Annotated in this window: 22 protein-coding genes; 5 read left to right on the top strand and 17 right to left on the bottom strand. The window is 66.5% G+C overall.

The genetic code is table 11. The features are described 5' to 3' along the window. Window positions 1-83 precede the first annotated feature (83 nt). Genes U9977_RS07720 through U9977_RS07710 form a run of 3 tightly spaced genes read left to right on the top strand, consistent with a single transcriptional unit; the run spans window position 84 to window position 3929 of the window. Window positions 84-1649, top strand: a complete 1566-nt coding sequence (locus U9977_RS07720) for an AMP-binding protein (protein ID WP_322748500.1) — start codon at window positions 84-86, stop codon at window positions 1647-1649. Beyond that, a complete protein-coding gene (locus tag U9977_RS07715) occupies window positions 1646-2890 on the top strand; it encodes an acyltransferase (RefSeq protein WP_322748499.1) in 1245 nt (414 codons plus the stop codon). The genes U9977_RS07720 and U9977_RS07715 overlap by 4 nt, the downstream gene beginning before the upstream one ends. Window positions 2891-2897: 7 nt before the next feature. Then, on the top strand, window positions 2898-3929 hold the full coding sequence (locus U9977_RS07710) for an alpha/beta hydrolase family esterase (protein ID WP_322748498.1): 1032 nt from the start codon (window positions 2898-2900) through the stop codon (window positions 3927-3929). Between the two features lie 91 nt (window positions 3930-4020). Here the strand turns inward: U9977_RS07710 and U9977_RS07705 are convergent, their stop codons facing one another. The 11 genes from U9977_RS07705 to U9977_RS07655 form a co-directional block, all read right to left on the bottom strand. Beyond that, window positions 4021-4992, bottom strand: coding sequence for a hypothetical protein (locus U9977_RS07705; protein ID WP_322748497.1), 972 nt, complete (start codon window positions 4990-4992; stop codon window positions 4021-4023). Further along, window positions 4970-6082, bottom strand: coding sequence for an AAA family ATPase (locus U9977_RS07700; RefSeq protein ID WP_322748496.1), 1113 nt, complete (start codon window positions 6080-6082; stop codon window positions 4970-4972). The genes U9977_RS07705 and U9977_RS07700 overlap by 23 nt, the downstream gene beginning before the upstream one ends. Continuing rightward, window positions 6079-7221 carry a DUF262 domain-containing protein gene (locus U9977_RS07695; protein WP_322748495.1) on the bottom strand — a complete coding sequence of 381 codons (1143 nt, stop codon included), beginning with the start codon at window positions 7219-7221 and terminating at the stop codon, window positions 6079-6081. The genes U9977_RS07700 and U9977_RS07695 overlap by 4 nt, the downstream gene beginning before the upstream one ends. A gap of 223 nt (window positions 7222-7444) precedes the next feature. Then, window positions 7445-7837 (bottom strand): PIN domain-containing protein, encoded by a 393-nt coding sequence (locus U9977_RS07690; protein WP_322748494.1) that lies wholly within the window; start codon window positions 7835-7837, stop codon window positions 7445-7447. After that, window positions 7834-8169 carry a hypothetical protein gene (locus U9977_RS07685; protein ID WP_322748493.1) on the bottom strand — a complete coding sequence of 112 codons (336 nt, stop codon included), beginning with the start codon at window positions 8167-8169 and terminating at the stop codon, window positions 7834-7836. Before U9977_RS07685 ends, U9977_RS07690 begins: the two co-directional genes overlap by 4 nt. A gap of 157 nt (window positions 8170-8326) precedes the next feature. Further along, on the bottom strand, window positions 8327-9334 hold the full coding sequence (hemB, locus tag U9977_RS07680) for a porphobilinogen synthase (protein ID WP_322748492.1): 1008 nt from the start codon (window positions 9332-9334) through the stop codon (window positions 8327-8329). Window positions 9335-9384: 50 nt separating this feature from the next. Beyond that, complete coding sequence (locus tag U9977_RS07675; RefSeq protein ID WP_322748491.1) at window positions 9385-11223, bottom strand: uroporphyrinogen-III synthase; 1839 nt, start codon at window positions 11221-11223, stop codon at window positions 9385-9387. 2 nt (window positions 11224-11225) lie between these two features. After that, entirely contained in the window at window positions 11226-12275 is a 1050-nt protein-coding gene (hemC, locus tag U9977_RS07670; protein WP_322748490.1) for a hydroxymethylbilane synthase, read from the bottom strand. Further along, window positions 12272-13624 (bottom strand): glutamyl-tRNA reductase, encoded by a 1353-nt coding sequence (locus tag U9977_RS07665; RefSeq protein ID WP_322748489.1) that lies wholly within the window; start codon window positions 13622-13624, stop codon window positions 12272-12274. Before U9977_RS07665 ends, hemC begins: the two co-directional genes overlap by 4 nt. Then, entirely contained in the window at window positions 13621-14481 is an 861-nt protein-coding gene (locus U9977_RS07660; RefSeq protein WP_322748488.1) for a redox-sensing transcriptional repressor Rex, read from the bottom strand. Before U9977_RS07660 ends, U9977_RS07665 begins: the two co-directional genes overlap by 4 nt. Before the next feature lie 231 nt (window positions 14482-14712). After that, window positions 14713-14976: a glutaredoxin family protein gene (locus U9977_RS07655; RefSeq protein ID WP_322748487.1), complete on the bottom strand. Its 264-nt coding sequence runs from the start codon at window positions 14974-14976 to the stop codon at window positions 14713-14715. 385 nt (window positions 14977-15361) lie between these two features. Between U9977_RS07655 and U9977_RS07650 the strand changes: the two genes are divergently transcribed. Together U9977_RS07650 and U9977_RS07645 are read left to right on the top strand one after the other, a co-directional pair. Next, on the top strand, window positions 15362-16201 hold the full coding sequence (locus tag U9977_RS07650) for a sigma-70 family RNA polymerase sigma factor (RefSeq protein WP_322748486.1): 840 nt from the start codon (window positions 15362-15364) through the stop codon (window positions 16199-16201). A gap of 135 nt (window positions 16202-16336) precedes the next feature. After that, window positions 16337-17239, top strand: a complete 903-nt coding sequence (locus tag U9977_RS07645) for an HAD-IB family hydrolase (RefSeq protein ID WP_322748485.1) — start codon at window positions 16337-16339, stop codon at window positions 17237-17239. Between the two features lie 107 nt (window positions 17240-17346). On the opposite strand, the gene U9977_RS07640 is transcribed toward U9977_RS07645, so the two are convergent. The 6 genes from U9977_RS07640 to U9977_RS07615 all read right to left on the bottom strand — a co-directional run. Next, window positions 17347-17604 carry a hypothetical protein gene (locus U9977_RS07640; RefSeq protein WP_322748484.1) on the bottom strand — a complete coding sequence of 86 codons (258 nt, stop codon included), beginning with the start codon at window positions 17602-17604 and terminating at the stop codon, window positions 17347-17349. A gap of 87 nt (window positions 17605-17691) precedes the next feature. Beyond that, on the bottom strand, window positions 17692-18999 hold the full coding sequence (locus U9977_RS07635) for a 1-acyl-sn-glycerol-3-phosphate acyltransferase (protein WP_416210507.1): 1308 nt from the start codon (window positions 18997-18999) through the stop codon (window positions 17692-17694). Window positions 19000-19185: 186 nt separating this feature from the next. Beyond that, the gene (locus U9977_RS07630; RefSeq protein ID WP_322748483.1) at window positions 19186-20226 is read right to left on the bottom strand and encodes an NAD-dependent epimerase/dehydratase family protein; all 1041 of its coding nucleotides are present in this window, start codon (window positions 20224-20226) and stop codon (window positions 19186-19188) included. Window positions 20227-20430: 204 nt separating this feature from the next. After that, window positions 20431-21309, bottom strand: a complete 879-nt coding sequence (locus U9977_RS07625; RefSeq protein ID WP_322748482.1) for an SAM-dependent chlorinase/fluorinase — start codon at window positions 21307-21309, stop codon at window positions 20431-20433. Window positions 21310-21599: 290 nt separating this feature from the next. After that, entirely contained in the window at window positions 21600-21698 is a 99-nt protein-coding gene (locus tag U9977_RS07620) for a 30S ribosomal protein bS22 (protein ID WP_003948845.1), read from the bottom strand. A gap of 156 nt (window positions 21699-21854) precedes the next feature. Continuing rightward, window positions 21855-22233 (bottom strand): pyrroline-5-carboxylate reductase family protein (locus U9977_RS07615; protein WP_322748481.1); only part of this gene is annotated, 379 nt, incomplete at its 5' end.

Below are 22233 nucleotides of genomic sequence, written 5' to 3'. Positions count from 1 at the left end.
AAACATGATCCGCCAGCAGGTCCGTCGGTAAACTCTCATCGGGTCCCGAGGTTTCGTTAACGTTGTTCGAGAAGGATGCGAACGTGCCTGCTACCCTTGACAGCCCTCGTTCGATGGATCTGGACGAGCGGTCGCCCACGGGCCACCGCCGCATGATCGAGCTACTGGAGGCTCATAGTCGGGACCATCCCCGTCGGGTCTGTCTCGTGGACGCAGGCAGCGGCCGGCGCATGCACTACGACGAACTCGGTGCCACAGTAGGTGACTGGTGGTCGGAATTCGACCGTGCCGGCTGCCGACCCGGACAGCGAGTGGCGATCGTCGTCGCCGATCCGGTGGATTTCGCCGCCGCCTACCTCGGAGCCATCACCAGCGGACGCCACGCCGTCCCGTTGAGCCCAGACGCTCCCCCGGCGGAGCTGCAGCGGATGCTCACGATGGCCGGACCTGCCCTGGTGGTCACCGACCGGGAGCTACCTGCGACGGCCGGCGTCGGGCAGGTCGGCCCGCGCCCCGCCCGGGTCGACCACCGCGGTCCAGCTCCTACCGCTGACCGGCCGGCCGCCGGCGGTGGGGTGGTGCTGTCCACCTCAGGGACCACGGGGACGGCCAAGCAGATCTTCCTCGGCGAGGCGCAGCTCGTGCACGTCGCGCGTGCGGTGGCCGTCCATCACGGCCTTACCAGCGACGACATCGGGTTCTGTCCGCTACCCCTGTTCCACGTCAACGCTGAGGTGGTAGGGTTACTGGCCACCCTGACAGCGGGCGGCGCGGTCGTGTTGGACACCCGATTCCGCCGCCGGGGATTCTGGCGACGGATCGTCGAACACGACGTGACCTGGATCAACGCCGTACCGGCCATCGTGACCATCCTCGCGCGCGACCCGGATGTCGGGCAGGCGCGTTCGACCAGGGTGCGTTTTGTCCGGTCCGCGTCGGCCGCGTTGCCTGTCGCGGTGCTACACGCGTTCGAGCAGGCCACGGGCATCGGGGTGCTGGAGACCTACGGCATGACCGAGGCCGCGAGCCAGATAGCGGCCAATCCGCTGCGTGGCGTGCGCAAGGCGGGCTCGGTCGGGCTACCGGTCGCCACGCAGGTACGGGTGGTCGACGAGGACGGGCAGGAGTGCCCCGATGGCGTCACGGGCCGCGTCCAGATCCGCGGCGCCGGGGTGATCAGAGCCTATGTGGGCGAGGCCGGAAACGAGCGGATTGACGCCGACGGTTGGCTCGATACCGGCGACCTGGGGTATTTCGACGCCGATCGGTACCTGTTCCTCGCCGGCCGCACTGACGATGTGATCAACAGGGGTGGCGAGAAAATCTTCCCACGCGAGGTGGAGGAGGTCCTGCTTGCCGATCCCCGGGTGGATGCGGCCGTGGTTGTCGGCCGCCCCGATCCGGTTCTCGGCCAGACACCGGTTGCATTGGTGGTACCAGCCGCCGGGGCTGACGAGAGCCTCACCGCCGATCTGGCCGCCCGCTGTGAGTCCGTCCTGGAGCGCTTCAAGCGTCCAGTTGCCATCGACGTCGTCGACGCGCTGCCGGTCGGACCCACCGGCAAGGTGATGCGGCGGCTCGCCGGCAACCGCCTCGATGGAAGCCAACGCCTGCGTGACCGGCTCGACTGTGCGAACGGATTCGGATGACGACGACGACGGCGACGCCGAGCCCGGTACGGGCCACCACCACAGCGCCGGGCTCTTCCCAGGACCAACGACCGGAGCCGCCGGTCGTTGGTCCTGGCACCGGTGCCGGCACCGGTCCCGGCACCGGCACCGGCACCGGTCCCGGCATGGCTCGGCGGCCAGCGCATCTGCACGACGTCGACCTGGTCCGCCTGCTGACCTTTGTCGCGGTGGTCGGCGTCCACACGACGGGCGGTACGAACCCGTTCCAGAGCGTCGGCGGTAACGCCGCTCTCGTGCTGCTGCACTTCACCCGTGAGGCGTTCTTCTTTCTCACCACTTTCGTGCTCTTCCACACCCATTACGGCCGTCCCCTCGCACTGGGCCGGTTCTGGCGACGTCGGTTCCTGCTCGTCGGGGTGCCGTACGTGGTCTGGACCGTGCTCTATGCCGGCCGCGGTCTCCTCCAACAGCTCTCAGACGGCCAGATAACCGCCGCTTTGCGCACTCTTGGCTATGACTTAATCACCGGCGACGCCTGGTATCACCTGTACTTCCTGCTGGTCACCCTGCAGGCATACCTGCTGTTCCCGCTGCTGGCCCGTCTGGTGCGGCGCACCGCCGGGCACCACTGGTCGCTGCTGGCAGGAAGCGCATTGCTCCAGATCGCCATCCTGACGGAAGTCCACTACGGCCGGCCGTGGTCCGGGGTGGCCGGCGTGCTGGAGCAGCACTGTTACGAGCTGTTCGGGATGTACCAGTTCTGGCTCGTGGCCGGTGCGCTCGCCGCGGTCCACGGCGATCGCTTCCGCGGCTGGGTGAGTCGACACATCGGGCTCTCGGTACTGAGCGCGGTACTCGCCGCCGGTGCCGCAGAACTCTGGTACATGATCGCACGACATCACGGACAGCCGCCGTTCGACGCCGCGTCGGTCTTTCAGCCCATCATGGTGCCATGGGGATCAGCGAGCATCGTGGCCCTGTTCGCCCTGGGCTCGGTGTGGCAGCGCAGACGACGTCCAGGCCGGCTGGACTCACTCATACGCAAGGGTTCGGAGCTGTCCTTCGGCATCTACCTCGTGCATCCGGCGATCCTGGTAGGTGTGCTGACCGTCCTTCCCCACGCCCTTCCCCCACCGTGGTCAACCCTGCTGGCGATGTCTACGACCCTGGTGCTGTCGACGGCGCTGGTCGCGCTCTGCCGACCCACGCCGCTGAGCCTGGTGGTGTCCGGTCGGCCCCGACAACGGACGACAGGCTGACCTGCGCATGACCTATCGACGGGGGAATCTTCTGCTGGCCGCCACGGCGGCGATAGTACTCATCGTCACCATGGCAGAACCTATCGTCCACGTAGATCGAAAACAATCAGCCGTGGCAGCCGCATCGGTCACACCCAGCCAACCGTCTACCCCACCGCAGGGTGCAACCAGCAAGGCCACGATCACAGCCCAGCCGCTGATCAGCCAGAGCACGCGGACGATCACGATGGGTGGGCTGCGACGCGTCTATCTGTTGCTGCGACCGGTTGGATCCACGCAGCGGCTGCCGCTGGTGGTACTTCTGCACGGTCGCGGCCTGACACCGACCGCGATGGTGGCGCTCAGCGGCCTGAGTCCGCTCGTGGCCGACGGCCACGCGATTCTTGCCGTACCCGCAGGTCTCGACCGGTCCTGGAACGCCGGCGCCGACTGTTGTGGCACGGCGGGCCGGTCACGACCGGACGACCCCGCCTTTGTGCGCGGTGTCGTCGCCGCGGTGCTGCACGGGGAGCCGGCCGACGCACATCGGGTCTACCTCGTCGGCTACAGCAACGGCGGAAAGCTCGCGCTTCGGATGGCCTGCGAGGACCCGTCCGCCTTCGCCGGAGTCGCGACATACGGGGCCGTACCGCTGGTACCGTGTGCGCGAGGACGTGCGGTGTCGGTACTGCTTGCCGCCGGTACCGCCGACCAGGTGCTGCCCTATGACGGAGCTCTCCTGGCACGACCACCGCTGATGTCGATGGCCGCCGCGGTCGCACTCTGGCGTGAGCGGGACGGCTGTCCCGCACGGCCCGCGACCACCCGCCGGGTGGGTCCGGCTGAGATCATGATCTGGCGCGAATGCCGGGACCGTGCCGCTGTCGCCGCCGTCACCTACCACGACGTGCCACACTCCTGGCCGGCACCACCACGCGTACCGGCCGCAGCCAGTGCCGCCACCGTCATCTGGAGCTTCTTCGCCGGTCTGCCGGACGTGCCGGCCCCGCCAAACCCACCCGCCGCTACGGTCGCTCGCTCCGCCACCGGACCAGCGTGACCGCGCCGCGACCGGCCATCGGCGCATGCTCAGGCTGCACACCCTGTGGACTGTGGGATACGAACCGTTCGTGATCACACGATTTTCGGCTCTACGTGTCGAGATGAGAAACAAAGATTCCGATCAGAATACGGCCGGCCAGATGTTCACTGGGTTCGGAGAAGTGGATACGATTGCGGTGACGCTCGAGCTTCGCATGCCACTCACAACGCAGCGTATTACCCTCGTAAATCACCTCACGCTGGCGCATCAACCGGTCGCTGCCCCTGGTTTTCGGGCTCTCCGGTGAGAGTTCGAGGCGGTAACGGCCCATCGCGGCCTGGATCTCGTTGGGTTTTCCCTTGCATCCGCTGTACTCGTCAACAAATCGATCGTTCAGCGCAGCGAGTACGGCGACTACCCGGTCGCGCAGTACCGAGTAGGATCCTTCGAAACGGTTGAACGAAAGGCCTGGATGGAACACGAGGTCCGGGAAAGCGCGTCGACTCAACTCGAAGAATTTACCTTCGGGTACGTTTTCAAGCGCGAATAATCGCCGCCAGAACTCGGGCAGATCCGCTGGATAGCAGAAAAAGAACACCTGGCTTTCGCCGTGGCCACCGCGCACGGCCCGATTTCCTCGAACGCGGGCTGAACCTGGGAAGAACAGGCAGGCAACACCAAATCGACGCATGGTCATGAACGATGCGTACACCACCGAAAGCGCCGTTATCGGATCCTCGCCGTCAATGCTGACGGTGGCATCGACATCTGGAACGGCCTCGTCGTCCCATTCCGGACATCGCGAAAGCTGGCTGTACGCAAGAACCAGCGTGTCCCGGTCGACCTCCGATGGATACTCGCGGCACAGGAACTGATAGAGCTCGCACTCGTCCAGGCACCGGACCGCTTCCCACATGGGAGCACAGGAGACTCCGAGGCTGTCGTCGTCGCGAAGCGTCCGTAAGGTCTCGTTGAACTCGTCTAAATAGGCCTCGATCTGGACGTCGGATAGCCCTCGGAAGTCGAAACTCGCCTCGTCTATGACGACACGGGGGCCACTAGACCTTTCCACGTTTCGCACGGGCCAGCCTCCCCAGGTCGTTCTCGATCTGGTCAAAAAATCCTGTCGGCCAGCTGGTGAGACCACCACGCTCCGTAAATTCGATGGCAGTCGGATGGCCATCGGTACCCTCACCAAAAAAATGCACGATCGCCCGTCGGGACTCGAGAACCCGATCCGCCGCGACGGCCAGCCGGATGCCATTGATCAGATGATCACTATGGGTTTCCACAACCACCTGTGCGCCACTTCCCGCAACCTGACCCAGGAAGCGACCGAGCCGGGACTGACCGGCGGGATGCAGGTGGGCTTCGGGATTCTCCACGACCAGCACTCCACCAATCGGCATCAGCAGACCGGCCACGATGACGGGCAATGCGTAGGAGAATCCGAAACCCATGTTAGCGGGTTTGATCTGCTCGCCCACCACCCCGGGTTCCTGGAAGCGGATCAAACTCGCCGTGATCCCCGCCGGCCATTGTGCGGTGATCCGGATTGGCCGAATGACCTCGGACGCCCAGGTCTCGACCTGGGTACGTAGCGTGGTGACGCCTTCCGCCCCGGTACTCGGATGTCGAAGTAGTTCACGAACCTCGCTGGTCTCGTGCAGGGCCAGCGCTTGTGCCATGTATTCGCCACGGATGCCGACACCGACCCGATCCCGATCCTCGGCGGTGACATCCAGCTGATCCCGAGGCCCGAGCCGTTCGGCGTTGAGGTAACTGAACGAGACGCCGTGACCGGCGAGCAAGTCCGGGACATCCACCGGACGGTCACGAACCAGCAGGTTCAAGGCTCTGTCGTCAGGTACATCGAACAAATACCGGTGGGAGGCTCCCGCAGCCCCACCATCGATGCGAACTTCGATCTCCTGACGCTCGGCCTCGCGGTGCAGGACGTCAAAAGCCTCGCCAAGCGCCAGTCCGTACGGTCCGTTGAGCTGTACGACCCGAGCGCCGGCATTCTCCGCCACCTGTCGGGCGAGTAGCAGCGCCTGGATGGCGGTGCTCTTGCCGGTACCGTTCAGACCGGTGAGAACGGTGAGTGGTCGAATTTCCAACTCAACTGAGACGAACCGTTTGAAATTGCGAATCGCAAGAGTTGTCGTCACCGGGCCACCTGCGCGGTCTGGGCTGCTCTGTCAAACCGTAGCCGAACCTTCCTCGGGTCTCCTGTCGATGTCGTGATGGCATCGATATAGGATCGATCATCGGTCATGAGATCCCGCGCCGCGGTCACGATCAGATTTTTGCGCCTCTTCAGATCGGCGAGATCGTAGCGACCGAGTACGTAGGACCAGCTCTCGAACAGTGGACGGTTGATGGGGTTCCTGACGTTCACCCCTCGGGGCCATTTCCGGAACGCATGTTCGCCGAAAACTTCATAACTTTTGATCATTGCTTCACGAAAGGCACTATGGAGCTCCACCAGACGATCGTCCGGAACCTCCCGTGGGTTGTCGAGCATTGTTGTCGTGATATCCAGAAATACGTCCATGGAGCCGGCTGAGACATAACCGTCAACACCGCGCAGCCAAAAGGCGCAGTATCTGAGAACCACTTCTCGATCATCCATCCGGAGGTGGTCACGGAAACGTTCACCAGTGGCGCGGTCGAATTCCGGCGTATGCGTGCACTGTTTGAGAAAGCTCCGGCTCCGCTCCTTGCTCATGCAGTGCCGGATCTCCTGGGCATTAAGCGGAGTACCACCCGTGTTGATCCGCTTGAAGATATCGTACTTGACTCCCGAAGGCGTGCTCGGATCGATGACGTGAACTACGATCTGCGCATTGTTTATCCTGCGTTGCAGTGCCGGCATGAGCTCCTCGAAGCGCTTCTTCTCTGCCGATTTCAGATATTCGAGATCAGTCAATATAAACGCCTGTTTGCGGACATAACTGTGCACGGTGGACAGCCGCTGCAGGCCGTCCACGACGCGCATCATCCCGTTGCTGTCTTCAGCGAAATAAAATGCCGGCAGTGGGATCTGCAACAAGATTGACTCGATAAGACGTGACTTCTGACGGGCCTTCCAGACCGTGTTCCGCTGGAAGTCGGGCGCCAACTCCAGATCACCGTCAGCAATCAGGTCAAGGACATTACGCAGCGAGAACTGCTTCGTACCGACCCGGATGTCATCCGGATTCCAGGGCCGAGCTGTACCGGGTTCCTCGTCGTCCAGCTCAACCTCGACTCCAGTTGGCTCGTTATTGAAATGCTCCTCACGAACGTCGATGCCGTCCTCCGCCATGTCGACGCATCCTCCGGATCTGTCTGGGTCCAGCGCCGATCCTACGAGGCCGTCCTTCGACGAACCGGACCTGGCGGCTCCCACATCCTGGTGCCCCGGAGCACAACCTCGACCTCCGGTCGAGTGCCACAGCGACCGCCGCGGACCGTCAGAGCCCCAACCGGGTGCGGGTAGCCGCGAGGGTATCTGTTGTCCAGGTGCCCTCGCAGCCACCTCGTCGTACTCAGACGACGTGCAGATTGATCTTTATGTCATGCGCGTCCGCAAGGGCGGACACGTCCGACGGATCGCTCGTAACGACGGAATGATCCTTTGTCGCCGCGGTCAGTACTACGGCAGCGTCGACGATATCGCTGGTACCCGCCCGCGCCAGCAGAGATCCGACCGCTCGCGCGTGCTGCTCCGAGAAGTCCTCGACGTCGCAACCCTTTACAAAGCGGGACAGCAGCGGCTGTGGGCCACCTCGCCACGCCTGCGCCAGCACTGGCGCGGGAATGACCGGACGAACCTCACGTTCCAGGATCCGCCGATGCAGCGCCCACATCTCACGATCACCTGCTTCAGCCGCCAAGAGGGCGCCGGTGTCATACGTGACTCCACCTTCCTCCTCCGTCATCGGGATCTCCTCCCGACTCCGAGCCGATCGAGAATCTCGTCGGCGCGCCGCAGTGCATCCGCGGGGATGGGGCCGTGCTCGGCTTCGTACTCACGGACGGCCGCAAGGCCCTCCTGGATGCCGATGTGGTGATCGATCACCTGTGACATCCAGGCCGACAGGCTGATGCCCTTGGCCGTCGCCGCCGCCCGTGCGGCCGTGAGGACACGTTCGTCCAGGGATACGGACACCTTCGCGACAGCCATGCCGTCATCGTAGTCGATCTGTTCGTACCAACGGTACGAACACGCCACCGACAGCTCCCGCGTCGGTCGCTCCAGAACCATGGTCATTGTGATCCCTCCACCAGAAGATGGCCGATCTTGCTGTGAAGCAGCCTATCGGCCAAAGTAGGAGGATTTGTCCGCAAAGTACACATGAGGACCACAGAAACGCGTGGCGCGACCGGGCCCGGCGGGAACGAAGCCGCCAGAAAGGTGCCCGGACGGATCAGCGCAGGCGCTGGGCCACCTCGGTCGCCCAGTACGTCAGGATGATGTCCGCGCCGGCCCGGCGGACCGCCGTCAGCGTCTCGGTGATGACGCGCTCGCGGTCGATCCAGCCGTTCGCCGCCGCCGCCTCCACCATCGCGTACTCGCCGGACACCTGGTAGGCGGCAACTGGCACCTCCACGGCGGCGGCAACCGCCGCCACGACGTCCAGATAGGCCAACGCGGGTTTCACCATCACGGCGTCGGCACCCTCGGCGATGTCGAGGGCGACCTCGCGCAGGGCCTCACCGGCCGAGCGGGCCGGGTCCTGCTGATAGCCGGCGCGGTCACCGAACCCTGGTGCGCACTCGGCCGCGTCGCGGAACGGGCCGTAGAAGGCCGAGGCGTACTTCGCCGAGTAGGCCAGGATCGGCACGTCCGCGTGGCCGGCTGCGTCGAGCGCCGCGCGGATCGCGCCCACCTGGCCGTCCATCATCCCGCTCGGCGCCACCACCTGGGCACCGGCGCGGGCCTGGGCCACCGCGATCGAGCCGTACCGAGCCAGGGTGGCGTCGTTGTCGACGTCACCGTCATGCGTCAACAGGCCGCAGTGGCCGTGGTCGGTGTACTCGTCCAGGCACAGGTCCGTCATGATGACCATGTCGCCGCCGACCTCCGCGACAAGATCCGCGAGAGCAAGTTGCACGATGCCGGACGGGTCATCCGCGGCCGAACCACGCCCGTCCTTGTTCGCGGGAACGCCAAAAAGGATCAACCCACCGACGCCGGCCCGGGCCGCCTCGACCGCGGCCTTACGCAACGACTCCCGGGTGTGCTGCATGACGCCCGGCATCGAGGCGATGGGCGCCGGGGTGGCGATGCCCTCCTTGACGAACATCGGAAGCACCAGGTCCGCCGGATGTAACCGCACGTTGGATACCAGCCGCCGCAGGGCTGTACCACGGCGCAGCCGGCGCGGTCTGGCCAGCGGGAACCCGGCGCGACCACCAGCGACACGATCGCCCACAGCTCCTACTGGCCCGACAGGCCCGGCACCACCGGCGCCCGGCAGCGCGGTCACCGCCGGGAACCGCGCCGGGGCTTGGGTAGCCTGGCCGCGAGCGGACCGACCTTGCCCAGTTCCTCACGGTGCTCGGCGGCGAAGTCGGCCAGTGCCTGCACCAGCGACGGGATGGTCGCCTCCGTCGCCTGGACGTCGACGCGCAGGCCCAGTTCGACCGCGGTGGCCGCCGTCTGCGGGCCGATGACCGCGATCACCGTGGTCTCGTGTGGCTTACCGGCGATCCCCACCAGGTTGCGCACGGTCGAGGAGGACGTGAACACCACGGCGTCCACCCGGCCGCCCTTGAGCGCCTCCCGGATCGGAGCAGGCGGTGGCGCGGCGCGCACCGTGCGGTACGCCGTGACGTCGTCGACGTTCCAGCCACGGTCCTTCAGCCCGGCGACCAGGGTCTCGGTGGCGATGTCCGCCCGGGGGAGCAGCACCCGGTCGAGCGGGTCGAACACGTCGTCGTACTCGGGCCAGTCTGCCAGCAGACCCTCGCTGGACTGCTGGCCGGACGGGACGAGATCCGGCCGGATTCCGAAGGCGCGCAGCGCATCTGCGGTCGCCTCACCGATCGCGGCCACCTTGACGCCGGCGAACGCCCGCGCGTCCAGGCTGCGTTCCTCGACCTTCTCCTGGACGGCCCGGACCGCGTTCACCGAGGTGAAGGCGACCCACTGGTAACGGCCCGACACCAGGCCGGTGATCGCACGTTCCATCGGGGCGGCTGTCCGCGGCGGCTCCACCGCGATCGTCGGTACCTCCAGCGGACTCGCGCCGTGCGAGCGCAGCAGGTCCGAGAGGATGGCCGCCTGCTCCTTGGTCCGGGGCACCAGAACCGTCCAACCGAACAGCGCCCGTGACTCCCACCACGACAGCTTGCCGCGGGCCGCGACCGCCGGACCGATCGACATGACCACGCATGGTGCGTTGGCGATGACGGACGCCGCATCGGCCTCGATCCGGTCCAAGGTGGAGGAGACCGTGCGCTGGTCGGTCGTGGTGCCGTCCACTGTCACGGCGACCGGTGTGTCGCCCGGGCGGCCCTGCTCGACCAGTGCCGCCGCGACCTTACCGACCTCGTTGGAGACCGCGGTCACCACCAGGGTGCCGGGCGCCTGGGCCAGCGACACCCAGTCGACCTCCGAGCCGGGCACACCAGCGGCGCCCAGGCCCGCGCCGATCCCACCGAGACCGAGCGACGCGCCCAGCGGCGATGCCGTAAGGCCTGCGCCCCCAAGACCTGCGCCCCCAAGGCCCGTTCCGCCCAGGCCGGACCCACCCAGCTCAGACAGACCGCGCCCACCGAGACGACTGGCCCCGAACGTCGCCGAACCCAGCGGCATGCCCGGCGTGTCCGCCGCCGGAGTGATGGTCGGCTGCACCCCGCTGGCGGAGAACACCCCCGCTGTGCTTGCGAAGGTGACCGGAAGCCCGGGCGCGACCCCCGAGTAGGCGGCAACCGCCGCACCGGTGGGAATACCCGGCACCACCCGGAAAGGAATCTTGGCTTTGGCCAGCGCCTGCGCGTCGGCGATACCGATCCCGGTGAGCCACGGATCCGACGCGTACAGCCGGACGACCCGTTCCCCCGCCCGGGCCCGCGCGACGACCACCGCGGTTGCCGCGTCCGCATCCATGATTGGTTTCGCCGGTTCGGTATCGCCGATACGCAGCACCTCACCGGCAAGCGTGGCGACAATCTCTGGAGCGACATCGGGATCGACAATCACCGACTCGGCGCTGGCCAGCGTCTCGGTGGCAAGAACGGTCAGCAGGCCGGGATCGCGTGGGCCGGCTCCAACGAGAGCGACCGGGATCAGAGGCTTTTTCGTGCGGCGGGTGGCCATGATCAGAAATTTCCCATCAACGTCTGTGCTCCAGCGGACAACATCGCGTCCGCGAGGCGCTCTCCCAGCGCCTCCGGGTGGTGAGCGGGCCCGGTGACCACGCGCCGGAGAACACCGTTCCCCTCCGGCGACGCAACCACCGCCCGTAGCCGGATGACACCGGCGGCCATTGCTCCCTCGGGCGCCACCGCAACGTCGGCAAGAGCGCCGACCGGTGCGCTACAACCGGCCTCGATGGCAGCCAGATAGGCACGTTCAGCGGCAACAGCCGTGCGCGACAGTGGGTCGTCCAGCACAAACCGTAGCAGCTCGGCGAGAGTGACATTGCCTCGGTACAGGTCGGCCCGATCGAAAACACCGTCGAGCACGTCGGGATCACCCGCGCATTCGATCGCCAGCGCACCCTGCCCAGCAGCCGGCACCATCACATCCGCATCCAACACCTCGGTCACCGCGTCCAACCGGTCCAGCCGGTCCAGCCCGGCATGGGCGAGTACAACCGCGTCGACCGCTCCGTCGATCGCCTTCTTAATTCGCGTGTCGACGTTACCCCGAATCGGGACGACATTCAGCCCGAGGCCCAGCGCACGCAGCTGCGCAGCTCGCCGGGGAGACCCGGTACCGACGGTGCCGCCGGGCCCGAGGTCGCTCAACTTCCGCCCACTCGGCGTGACGACGACATCACGAGGGTCCGCGCGGGGCGGGACAGCCGCGATCACAAGCCCGTCCGGGGTCGCTGTCGGGAGGTCCTTCAGGGAATGGACGGCGAGATCGATTTCACCGGCCACCAGCGCTTCTCGCAGCGCGCTTACAAATACGCCGGTCCCGCCGAGCTGACTGATCGCCTCCTGGGAACGGTCGCCGGCGGTCACAATGTGCACCAGTTCGACCTGACGGCCCAGCCGCTCCCGCAACCAGCTCGCCACCAGGCTGGACTGCGCGAGTGCGAGCGCCGAACCCCGCGTGCCCAGCCGCAGCGCATCCCTGCGCCCGGCGGGTCCCGGGACGGACTCTCCATCCGGTCGACCTGGTCGACGGTTTCCGCTCGTCATGGTGCCTCTCGTAGCTCGGGTGCGGACACGACGGCCGGGGCCTCCCGAGGAAGGTCGAACAGCTCACGCAGCGCCTCGGCATAGGTGTCGCCGCCGGGGGACGCAGCGAGCTGCTGCACCCGCACGGTCGGCGCGTGCAGAAGTTTGTCCGCCACGCGCCGTACCGTTCCCTCCACCATCGCCCAGTCACGGGGGGAAAGGTCGGGCAGGCGGGTCTGCAGTCGGTCGAGCTCCTCGCGCACGACAGCCGCGGCCTGCGCCCGAAGTGCCACGACGGTCGGCGCGACCCGATGAGCACGCCGTCGATCAAGATAGGTACCGGTCTCGGACGCCACGAGCGCCCGGACCGCCTCGACGTCGCTGGCCACCTGCTGGCCGTCAAGGGCGCTCCGCAGGGTGTCAAGATCAATAAGGGTGACGCCCGGAAGATCACGGACAGTCACGTCGATGTCCCGGGGAAGAGCGAGGTCCAGCAGGACCAGTGGCCGCCCGCCCCGACGGACCATCGCCTCGGCGATCGCCTGACGGGTCAGGATCAGCCCGGCCGCACCCGTCGATGTGATCACCAGATCGGCCCGATCCAGTTCCGGTGCCACCTGCGTCAGCGCGACCATCTCAGCCGTGTAGACCTCGACGATTCGCCGGGCTCGCGCCGGGCTACGGTTCGCGACCACGAGTTCGGCCGCACCGGCCCGCCGCGCCACAGCCGCCGCCAGCGCTCCCACGACCCCCGCACCCACCAGCAGGACCCGACGCCCGGCAAGCGCGTCGATCGCGGGCAGCGACTCGGCCAGCGCGGCCCGCTCTGCGGCGCCCTCCCAGACAGCCGCGGCCATGCCCACCCCGACCGACACGATCGACGCTCCGGCCGAACCGATCGCGGTCTCACTGTGTGCGCGCTTGCCCACCCGCAACGCCGTCTGGAACAGACCGCCGAGAGTGGCTCCGGCGCTGGCCTCGACCTGGGCCGTCCGAAAAGCCGCGCGCACCTGCCCGAGGATCTGGGTCTCCCCCACCAGCATCGAATCCAGGCCACAGACGACGGAGAACAGGTGGCTGACAGCCCGAGCCTCATGGTGGACGTACAGATGCGGCGCAAGATCGGAGAGCTCTGTCCCGGTGATCCGGGTAAGTTGGTCGGAGACATCGGCAACGCCGCCGTGGAAGGTCTCCACTTCGGCGTAGATCTCGGTGCGGTTACAGGTCGACAGCACCACGGCCTCGGCGACGCATGCGGCCTGGCACAGATCGTGGAGCACCTTCGGCACATCGTCATCGGTGACCGCGGCCATCTCCAGGATGGACGTCTGCGCCGTCCGGTGGTTGAGGCCCACGGCCAGCAGGCTCATGATCCGTCACTCCCGGCGGTGCCGACAAGAGGGCTGCCACTGTGGGTATGCCGCGGTGGCGGCTCAGCCGGGGCACGTGTCATCACCGCGATCCGGGAGTCGGCGGGCCCGTCCTGGCGGCCGGCGCGACTGACTGGCGAACCGATGTCGTCCGAACCGATGTCGTCCGAACCGATCTCGTCCACGGAGCAGCCGGGACGCTTGCGAGCCTCGTGGAACGACAGGATCTGCAGTTCCACCGCGAGATCAACCTTGCGCACGTCCACTCCCGCTGGCACCGACAGCACAATTGGTGCGAAATTGAGGATACTCGTCACTCCCGCCGCGAGGAGCCGGTCGCACACAGCCTGCGCAGCGGCGGCCGGTGTACAGATCACGCCGATGGTCACCCGCTTCAGCTCGACCAGGGCCTCCATCTCGTCGAGCGGGCTCACCACGACACCACCGATCGACTCGCCGATCCGGCCGGGGTCGACATCGAGCAGTGCGACCACGCGGAAGCCGCGGGACTGAAACCCGCCGTACCCCGCAAGGGCGTGGCCGAGGTTGCCGACCCCGACCAGAAGCACCGAACGGTCCTCGGTCAGACCGAGTTCAGCGGCGATGCGGCTCAGCAGGAGATCCACCCCATAGCCGACGCCACGCGTCCCGTACGAACCAAGATGGGACAGGTCCTTGCGCACCTTCGCCGAGGTCACGCCGGCCGCCGAAGCAAGCGTCTCGGACGACACAGTGTGCACCCCCCGATCGGCAAGCGAGGTAAGGACCCGCAGGTAGAGCGGGAGTCGGGCGACTGTCGCCGCAGGCACCGGCGAGCGGGCACGGCCGGCCGAAACGGCCCGGCGAAACTCGGTCATGTACGGCTCCCGCACCATTTTGAGGCGCCCGGCTGCCGGCGACGCCTGCCGTCCGCCAGCAGTGCTTGACAGTCGAACAGCAGTGCTTCACGGTCGAACGACGCCGGTAGACGACTGTCCGGGTGAGTTTACGACTTCGTGAAGGCGTTCACGAAGTCGTTGTGATCTTGCGCTCAGGTCGGCTGCCGGCCCACCATCGAGCCCGGGGTCCCCCGAATGGTCGCGAAGCGGCTATGAGCGCCCGCCGGCCAGAGCACGCCGAAGGCGAGGCTCCTCGACCCGCCAGTAACCGTGCTCCCGCCCGTCCACAAGAATCACCGGTACCCGATCACCGTAGGCATCGACCAGATCGGCGCGAGCATCGACATCGACCTCCTGCCATCCGGCACCCACATCGCCAGCCACCCGAGCCACCGCGATCCGTGCGTCGTCACAGAGATGACAACCGGCCCGGGTCAGCAGGGTGACCCGGACGCCTCCCGGCCGACCGCTCACGCCGGCGCCCGACCCCGGCCCGCACAAACCCGCACCGCTACTCCGATCCTCGTAGCCCGACCCGTCAAAGTAGATCTTTCAAGTGGCCCAACACCATCACAAACACACTTCCCCCAGACCCATAAGACAACCACACATCTTCACCTCACCATGCACGCCCGGTGCCGGATCGTTGGCTAGACTCGGCTGTCCAGGGTCCTTGGATGGTCATCGCCGGAGGCGCGAGAAAACCATGATGGCGCCTTTTCCGACCGGACCGCCCAGGGGCGACAGACGTCCGGACGATCCCGGTCTCGAACAGGTGACATCCCGCTTCAGTCAGCCTCGTTGATCGTTCGGAGCCGAGTATGCCCGCCGCGCCGTCCCGTGCACACCGGGGATGTGCGTGGCCGCGAACCCCGTTGCGGGTCATGCGCGGATCGCGGACGTGAACCGGTCCTGGTCGCGCCCGGCGCCGGACCCCGTCGGCCTGGCAGCGCTACGGGCCGAGATTTTCTCGGTGAACAATGCCCCGTACGCCGCCATGCTGGGCGGACCCGTGCGGGCCAGCTCGGCCATGGGTGGGTCGGTCACGCCGTCCGGCATCCGGTCGTCATCCCCGGGCCGACCGGTCGGCCACGGCACACCCGGGGTGTCCGAGCCAGCGCCGGCCCAGGGTGTCATGGGGCCGGAAACCGATGTCCCCGAACTGGTCCGCCGCGCGCAGGAGGGCGACAACGAGGCTTTCGGCCGGCTGTACGACTCCTACCTGGACGTGGTCTTTCGCTATGTGTTCTACCGGGTTGGCAGCCAGGCGATGGCCGAGGACATCGTCAGCGAGACCTTTTTGCGTGCGCTGCGCGGCATCAGAAGCTTCACCTGGCAAGGCCACGACATCGGCGCCTGGTTCATCACGATCGCACGGAACCTGATAATTGATCATAAAAAGTCGCGGCGGACACGGATGGAGTTCCCCACCGACGACATCGCGGCGACCGCGGACACCCAGCTCGTCTCAGGGCCGGAGGAATCGGTCCTTGCCGGCGTCACGAGCAAGGCCCTGATCGATGCGGTCCGCATGCTCAGCCCCGAACAACGGGACTGCGTCGTACTGCGCTTCCTGGAGGGGCTCTCCGTGCGGGAGACCGCCTTGGCGATGGACAAGAACGAAGGCGCGGTCAAGGCGCTCCAGTTCCGGGCCGTCCGATCCCTTGCCCGCCACTTCACCGCGCAAGCCGCCCCCTGACAACCCCCGCGCGACCACAGCTCCACCGCGCGCCCGATGCCGGGTACCGCTGCGTGGCCTCGTGGCACCGTACGCTTCCCAGGTTGCAGTGACAGCGTGGCCCTCCCGTGGGCCGTGGACGTCCAGGAGGGCACGATGCGGTTTCAACCACGCCCGGCACGGACAGCTGATGACCGCGCCCGCAGAGCCGACGCCGAAGCTGCCGCAACCGCGGCGCTCAAGGCAGCCGCTGAGCTGGCGGCCAAGGCCCCGCCCGACCCGACCGCAGCCGCGTTCTTCGATGTGGACAACACGATGATGATGGGAGCGTCGATCTTCTATTTCGCCCGCGGACTTGCCGCGCGTGACTTCTTCCAGTCCCGGGACCTGCTGAAGTTCGGCTGGCAGCACGTGTCCTACCGGGTCCGGGGGCTGGAGAACACCAGCGGGATGCGGGATGTCAAGGAGACCGCGCTCGCGTTCGTCGCCGGTCGCGAGGTCGCCGAGATCGTCCGCTTCGGTGAGGAGATCTACGACGAGCGGATGGCGGAACGCATCTACTCGGGCACCCGGGCACTTGCCGAGCAGCACCTCGACGCGGGCCAACGGGTATGGCTCGTCACAGCCACACCGGTCGAACTGGCGGCCGTCATCGCCCGACGCCTCGGACTCACCGGCGCGCTCGGAACGGTCAGCGAGGTGTCGGACGGACGTTACACCGGACATCTTGTCGGTGATCCACTACATGGTCCGAGCAAGGCGGCCGCGGTGGCGGCCCTGGCCGAACGTGAACAATTGGACCTTTCCCGGTGCTGGGCGTATTCGGACTCCATCAACGACCTGCCCATGTTGTCGCTGGTCGGCCATCCCGTGGCGATCAATCCAGACCCCGACCTGAAGGCCGTTGCCCGGGAACGCGACTGGCCGATCAAGGATTTCCGCATCGCGCGGAAGGCCGCCCGCATCGGTGTGCCGACAGCAGCCGGAATGGGCGCGCTGGCCGGGGGCGTCGCAGCGGGCATGGCACTGCGCCGCCGGTACAGCGACGCGGTCGACTAACCCGCCGCCACCAACGCCGCCCCTAACGCCGGCATCGGCACCGGCATCGGCGGGCCCGGTGTCACCGGCTACGGGTGGCGGTGGCGGTGGCGGTGGCGGTGGCGCCGTCAGCGACGACCGCTGGGCATACCGGGATCGTTTGGCGTGCCGAGACGGGTGACCCGCGACGGTCCGGACGGCGTGCCACGGGTCACCGCAACGATGGCCACGACCGAGGCCAGCTCGATGACGGCCAGCCAGATCGCCAGGAAACCATCACCGATCACGGCCAGTAGACCGACCATGCCGGTGACTGACAGTAGATAGATGGCGACGAAACCGCGTGCCGCCCACGTCCGCCTGGATGCCCCGAAGCCTCCGGCCACCCGGAAAAGACCATGGGCGCGCGGCCTCGGGTCGGCCCGATGCCGGACGTCCGATGTCGCATCAGGCCCATCCTCAGTCGCCATGTGTCAGAAGAATACCGATCGGCGCTGCATCAGGAGCCCGTAGAGGGAGTGCTGGATTGTCTCCCGGATGCGATCAGTGAGTTCGAACACCAGCATCGGGTCCTCGGCCGCGGCCGGGGTCAGCGATTCGGTGTCCACAGGCTCACCGAACTCGATGAGCCATTTCGACGGAAGCGGTAGCAGACCGAGCAGTCCGAACCAGGGAAACGTTGGCGTGATCGGCAGGTAGGGCAGGCCAAGCAGACGAGCCAGCATCCGGAGATTCCCGATCATAGGATAGATCTCCTCAGCTCCGACGATGGTGCAGGGAATAATGGGAACCCCGGTTCGCAATGCGGCCGAGACAAACCCTCCACGACCGAAGCGCTGGAGCTTGTACCGCTCGCTGAACGGCTTTCCTATCCCCTTGAAACCCTCCGGCCACACCCCGACGAGGTGACCGTTGGCGAGCAGTCGTTCAGCGTCGGGCTGGCAGGCGAGGGTGTTACCGGTCTTGCGCGCGACAGGCGCGAGAAATGGGACGGCGAACACCAGGTCCGCGGCGAGCATCCGCAGGTGCCGATGGGCCGGATGATGGTCCATAATTGCCAGCGCGGTCATCATCGCGTCCAACGGCACCGTACCCGAGTGGTTGGCCACGATGAGCGCGCCACCGGTGTCTGGAACGTTCTCCAGGCCCCGGGTCTCAACCCGAAAGTAGCTCTGATAGATCGGCCGCAACAGCGGCGCGATGACGTTCTCGGTGAGATCTTCGTCGAAGCCGTGTTCATCGACAACGTAGTCCCCGGTGATCCGCCGCCGCAGGAACGCGAGAAAACCCGCGAGAGCCTGCTCGAGGCTGCCCGCGTCGGCGAGCGGTTCGGCGGGCAGTGTCGACACGGGGTCCATACCCGAGTCTCCTGCCGGGTTGCTCCCGCCTGCGGCCGGTTCCCGCTGCGTAGGCGTCAGCTCCTCACCACCGTTCGCGTCACCACCGTTCGCGTCAGCACCGTTCGAGGCGCTGTTCACCGATGCGTTCTGACCGGACACCGCCGGGCCCAACGCGGCCGGGCCCAACGCGGCCGGGCCGACGTTCGCCCGGTCTGATGCGGTGGGCCGACCCGCGACCGGATCCGGGTGCGGGCCCACGGGGACGGTCATGTGCTCGCTGACGCGCATGTCGACAACAGGCGCGTCACCGGCCAGGTCCGTCCCGCCGTCGCGGTCGACCTCCGACGGATCCTGCGGCCGCGGACGGCGCGCCGCCGCGCCGCCGCCCGTCCTGGCGCGCCCGTCCTTGCTGCCGAGCGGGATGATCCGCGCTTCACTCACACCAGTGACCACCTTTTCACCAGACTTGCCCTGGCACCCTTCAGGCCTCCAGGGTCCCCCCAGCCGTCAGAACGCGCCTGCCAAGCCGGACCGAAGATCTAAAACAGACGCTGACAGACCGGCTTCGCCAATCCGCCGGGAACCCCGGCGCACTGATCGAAGGCACATCGATCAGTGCCATCCTGGTCACGACGTCCCGACCAGACGGCGTCGCGCCAGTACACCCAACAAGCCGCGTTCGAACCGCATCACGGTGTCACGGTCGATCGCGAATCGCATCGGGCGATCTCGTACGAAGTCGTCGAATGTCTCCAGGGTCGTGAATCTCGGAACGTAACCGAATACATGCTTCAGCCGAGTGGTGTCGACCGCACGGCCGTGCGCGAGGAAACCGAGCTGCTCCGCAGAGAAATCCAGCAGCCGCGACCGGCGAACCAGGTTCCCGAGCGTAACCACGGCGGGTGACGGCACCGGAAGCGGCGCCCGCCCCGCCCGCCGAACGGCCTGGGACAACAGGAGAACACCGTCCCCGGCAACATTGAATGTGCCGGGATGATCCTCGATCGCAGCCTTTGTCAGCACGCCGAGCGCATCCTCGCTGTGCAACAGCTGCAGGCGCGGATCAAAACCGAGCACCGTCGGGACAACCGGTAGCTCGAGGTAGCGGGTCAGCGGACTGTCAATTCCAGGGCCGACGATGTTCGTGAAGCGAAGCACACTGACGGTGACGTCCGGCCGGCGCCGGCTGAAACCTCGGACATATCCCTCGACCTCGAAGGCGTCCTTGCTGTAACCACCGCGGGGAAGACCACGCGGTTCCATTTCTTCCGTGAACAACGCCGGGTCCCGAGGCGATGATCCGTAAATTGTGGTGGTTGACTTTACGATCACCTTTGTAACACTCGGCGCCTTCTGGCAGGCCGCAAGAAGCTGCATGGTACCTATGACGTTGATTTCCTTCATCGCGGTCCGCCCACCGGCGCCGAGCGGAGTCGCGATGACATTCAAGTGAAGCACGGTGTCAACCGCAGCGGCGCCGATCACCTTCGCGATCAACGGATTACGGATGTCCGCACGGACAAACTGCGTCCGCCCGAGATCGTCACGGGGTGGTATGGTATCGACCCCGATGACATCCTCGATCTCCGGATCAGCCGCGAACGCACTGGCAACCTGGGCACCCAGGGGTCGAGAAACACCGGTAACGAGCACGCAACGTGGTCGCATTCTGGTCGCCCCCTGCCCCGATCTCGACGTCATGTTACGCCTCACAGTTGTCGGCGCGGCAACGCTCTGTGGTCCGTGGCGTGGCGTCCTATTAGCCGGCGTTAGCCGCCGTTAGCCCGCGTTAGCCCGCGTTAGTAGCCACATTGTGGCCCGATAGCCACTGTCGGTCGGGCACGGAGGCCACGCGTTGAATAGCCGATGGCATCAGACACGGACGGAAACCGGGAGCGACCCGGTCGACGCCACCGGTCTCGAACGTGGTTCGCGAGGGGCATGGGCGATCACGATCGCGGCACGGCGACGTACCCGTAGCGCATCCACCGCCCGCCCGCAGTTGACTGCGATCATGACACGACGCAGTGAATCCTCGCAGACCGCAATATGGCCGACCGCAACCTCACCATAGGTATGGGTGAATCGCAGCATCAGGGTACGTCCGGCGATGCGCACCTCAACGGAATCACCGAGCGTGATACCCGCGGCCTCAAGATCCGTACGGGTGATGTTCAGGGCGAGGTTGCCGAAATGATCGATGTCGACAACCTCACCATGGACGTGGTCATCGTCAACCGAGCAGGCCCGTGGCCGCAGCTGAACCACGGACGCCGGGTCCAACCGCGGCCCCACCTCGCCCAGCGCCAGACCGGCAGCCAGCCGCGCGGCGACCGGGGCGTAGACGTCACGACCACGGAACACCGCGGTGGGCATCGGCAACCACAGCTCTCGGTCTGCGATCTCGTGGACCTCGATCAGGCCGCCCAGCATCTCCCAGGCAAGCGAGGCCAGCCCGTTGTCAGGCGCGACAAAAATCGAGCCGTCCGCGGTGCGGACGGCGATCCCGCGGGTGTACCTGCCGTCGGTACCAAGCGGTTCGACCAGGGTGAGATGGATCCCCCTGGGCAGGTAGCCGACGGCCCCGGCCAGCATCACCGCACCATGCTCAACATCCTGTGGGAGCACCGCATGGGAGATATCGATCACCCGGGCATCCGGAGCATGCCTGGCGATCACCCCGTGGCAGACACCCACACAGGCGTCGTCCAGCCCATAATCCGACAAAAAACTGATCCACGAACCCGCCATACGATCCCCTGCGCCGGGGCCGGCTCCGTTGCCGCCCGTCACACGAGAGCTTCCCACAAGGCTCGGCAGCCGGCAGTCGAGGACCTACCGCCGGTGAAACCGGACCGTTACACAACGATCCGCCCCGAACTGCCGGAATTCAAACCGTCAATTTTCCGTCCCGAACACACGGAACACCTCGACACCCTGGAGGGCCAAAGGACGTGCGACGATCGTCAGATCGCGCGCCCGGAGGCCGCAGTCTCCGGAGCACTGGAGGAAAAAGAGAGTGTCACATGGTAGTTGTACGACTACTTCTTGTTACGTCGCTGAACGCGGGTGCGCTTGAGGAGCTTCCGGTGCTTCTTCTTGGCCATACGCTTACGACGTTTCTTGATAACCGAACCCACGAACCCGACCGATCTGTATGAGGGAAAGCCGAACGAACTATCGGCTGAGCCTACCCGCTCCCGGACCTGTACTCGCCGCATCCTCCCGCGGGATCGCTCGGGGACCCGACCAGACAGGCCGCCTTCTGGATCATCACTCGCATCGACCAATATCCATTAACCGGAGGCAAGTTCACGGGACCGGTCCCGGGCCGCCTCGATCGCGGCCAGCAACGCAGCCCTGACCCCGTGCTTCTCCAGCTCCCGGATCGCGTTGATCGTCGTCCCGGCCGGGGACGTGACAGCCTCGCGTAACAGCACCGGATGCTCACCGGAGTCGCGTAGCATCACAGCGGCACCGACCGCGGTCTGGACCAGGAGCTGGGCGGCGACAGCCCGCGGAATACCCAGCAGGATGCCTGCGTCGATCATCGCCTCGACCAGGTAGAAGAAGTAGGCCGGGCCGCTGCCCGACAACGCGGTCACGGCATCCTGCTGCGACTCGGGCACGCGGATGACCGTGCCGACCGGCGCCAGCAGATCCTCTGTGCGCCGC

It is taken from the genome of Protofrankia sp. Cas8 (assembly GCF_963555845.1).
Taxonomy (GTDB): domain Bacteria; phylum Actinomycetota; class Actinomycetes; order Frankiales; family Frankiaceae; genus Protofrankia.
This window is presented reverse-complemented; position numbering and strand designations above follow the sequence as displayed.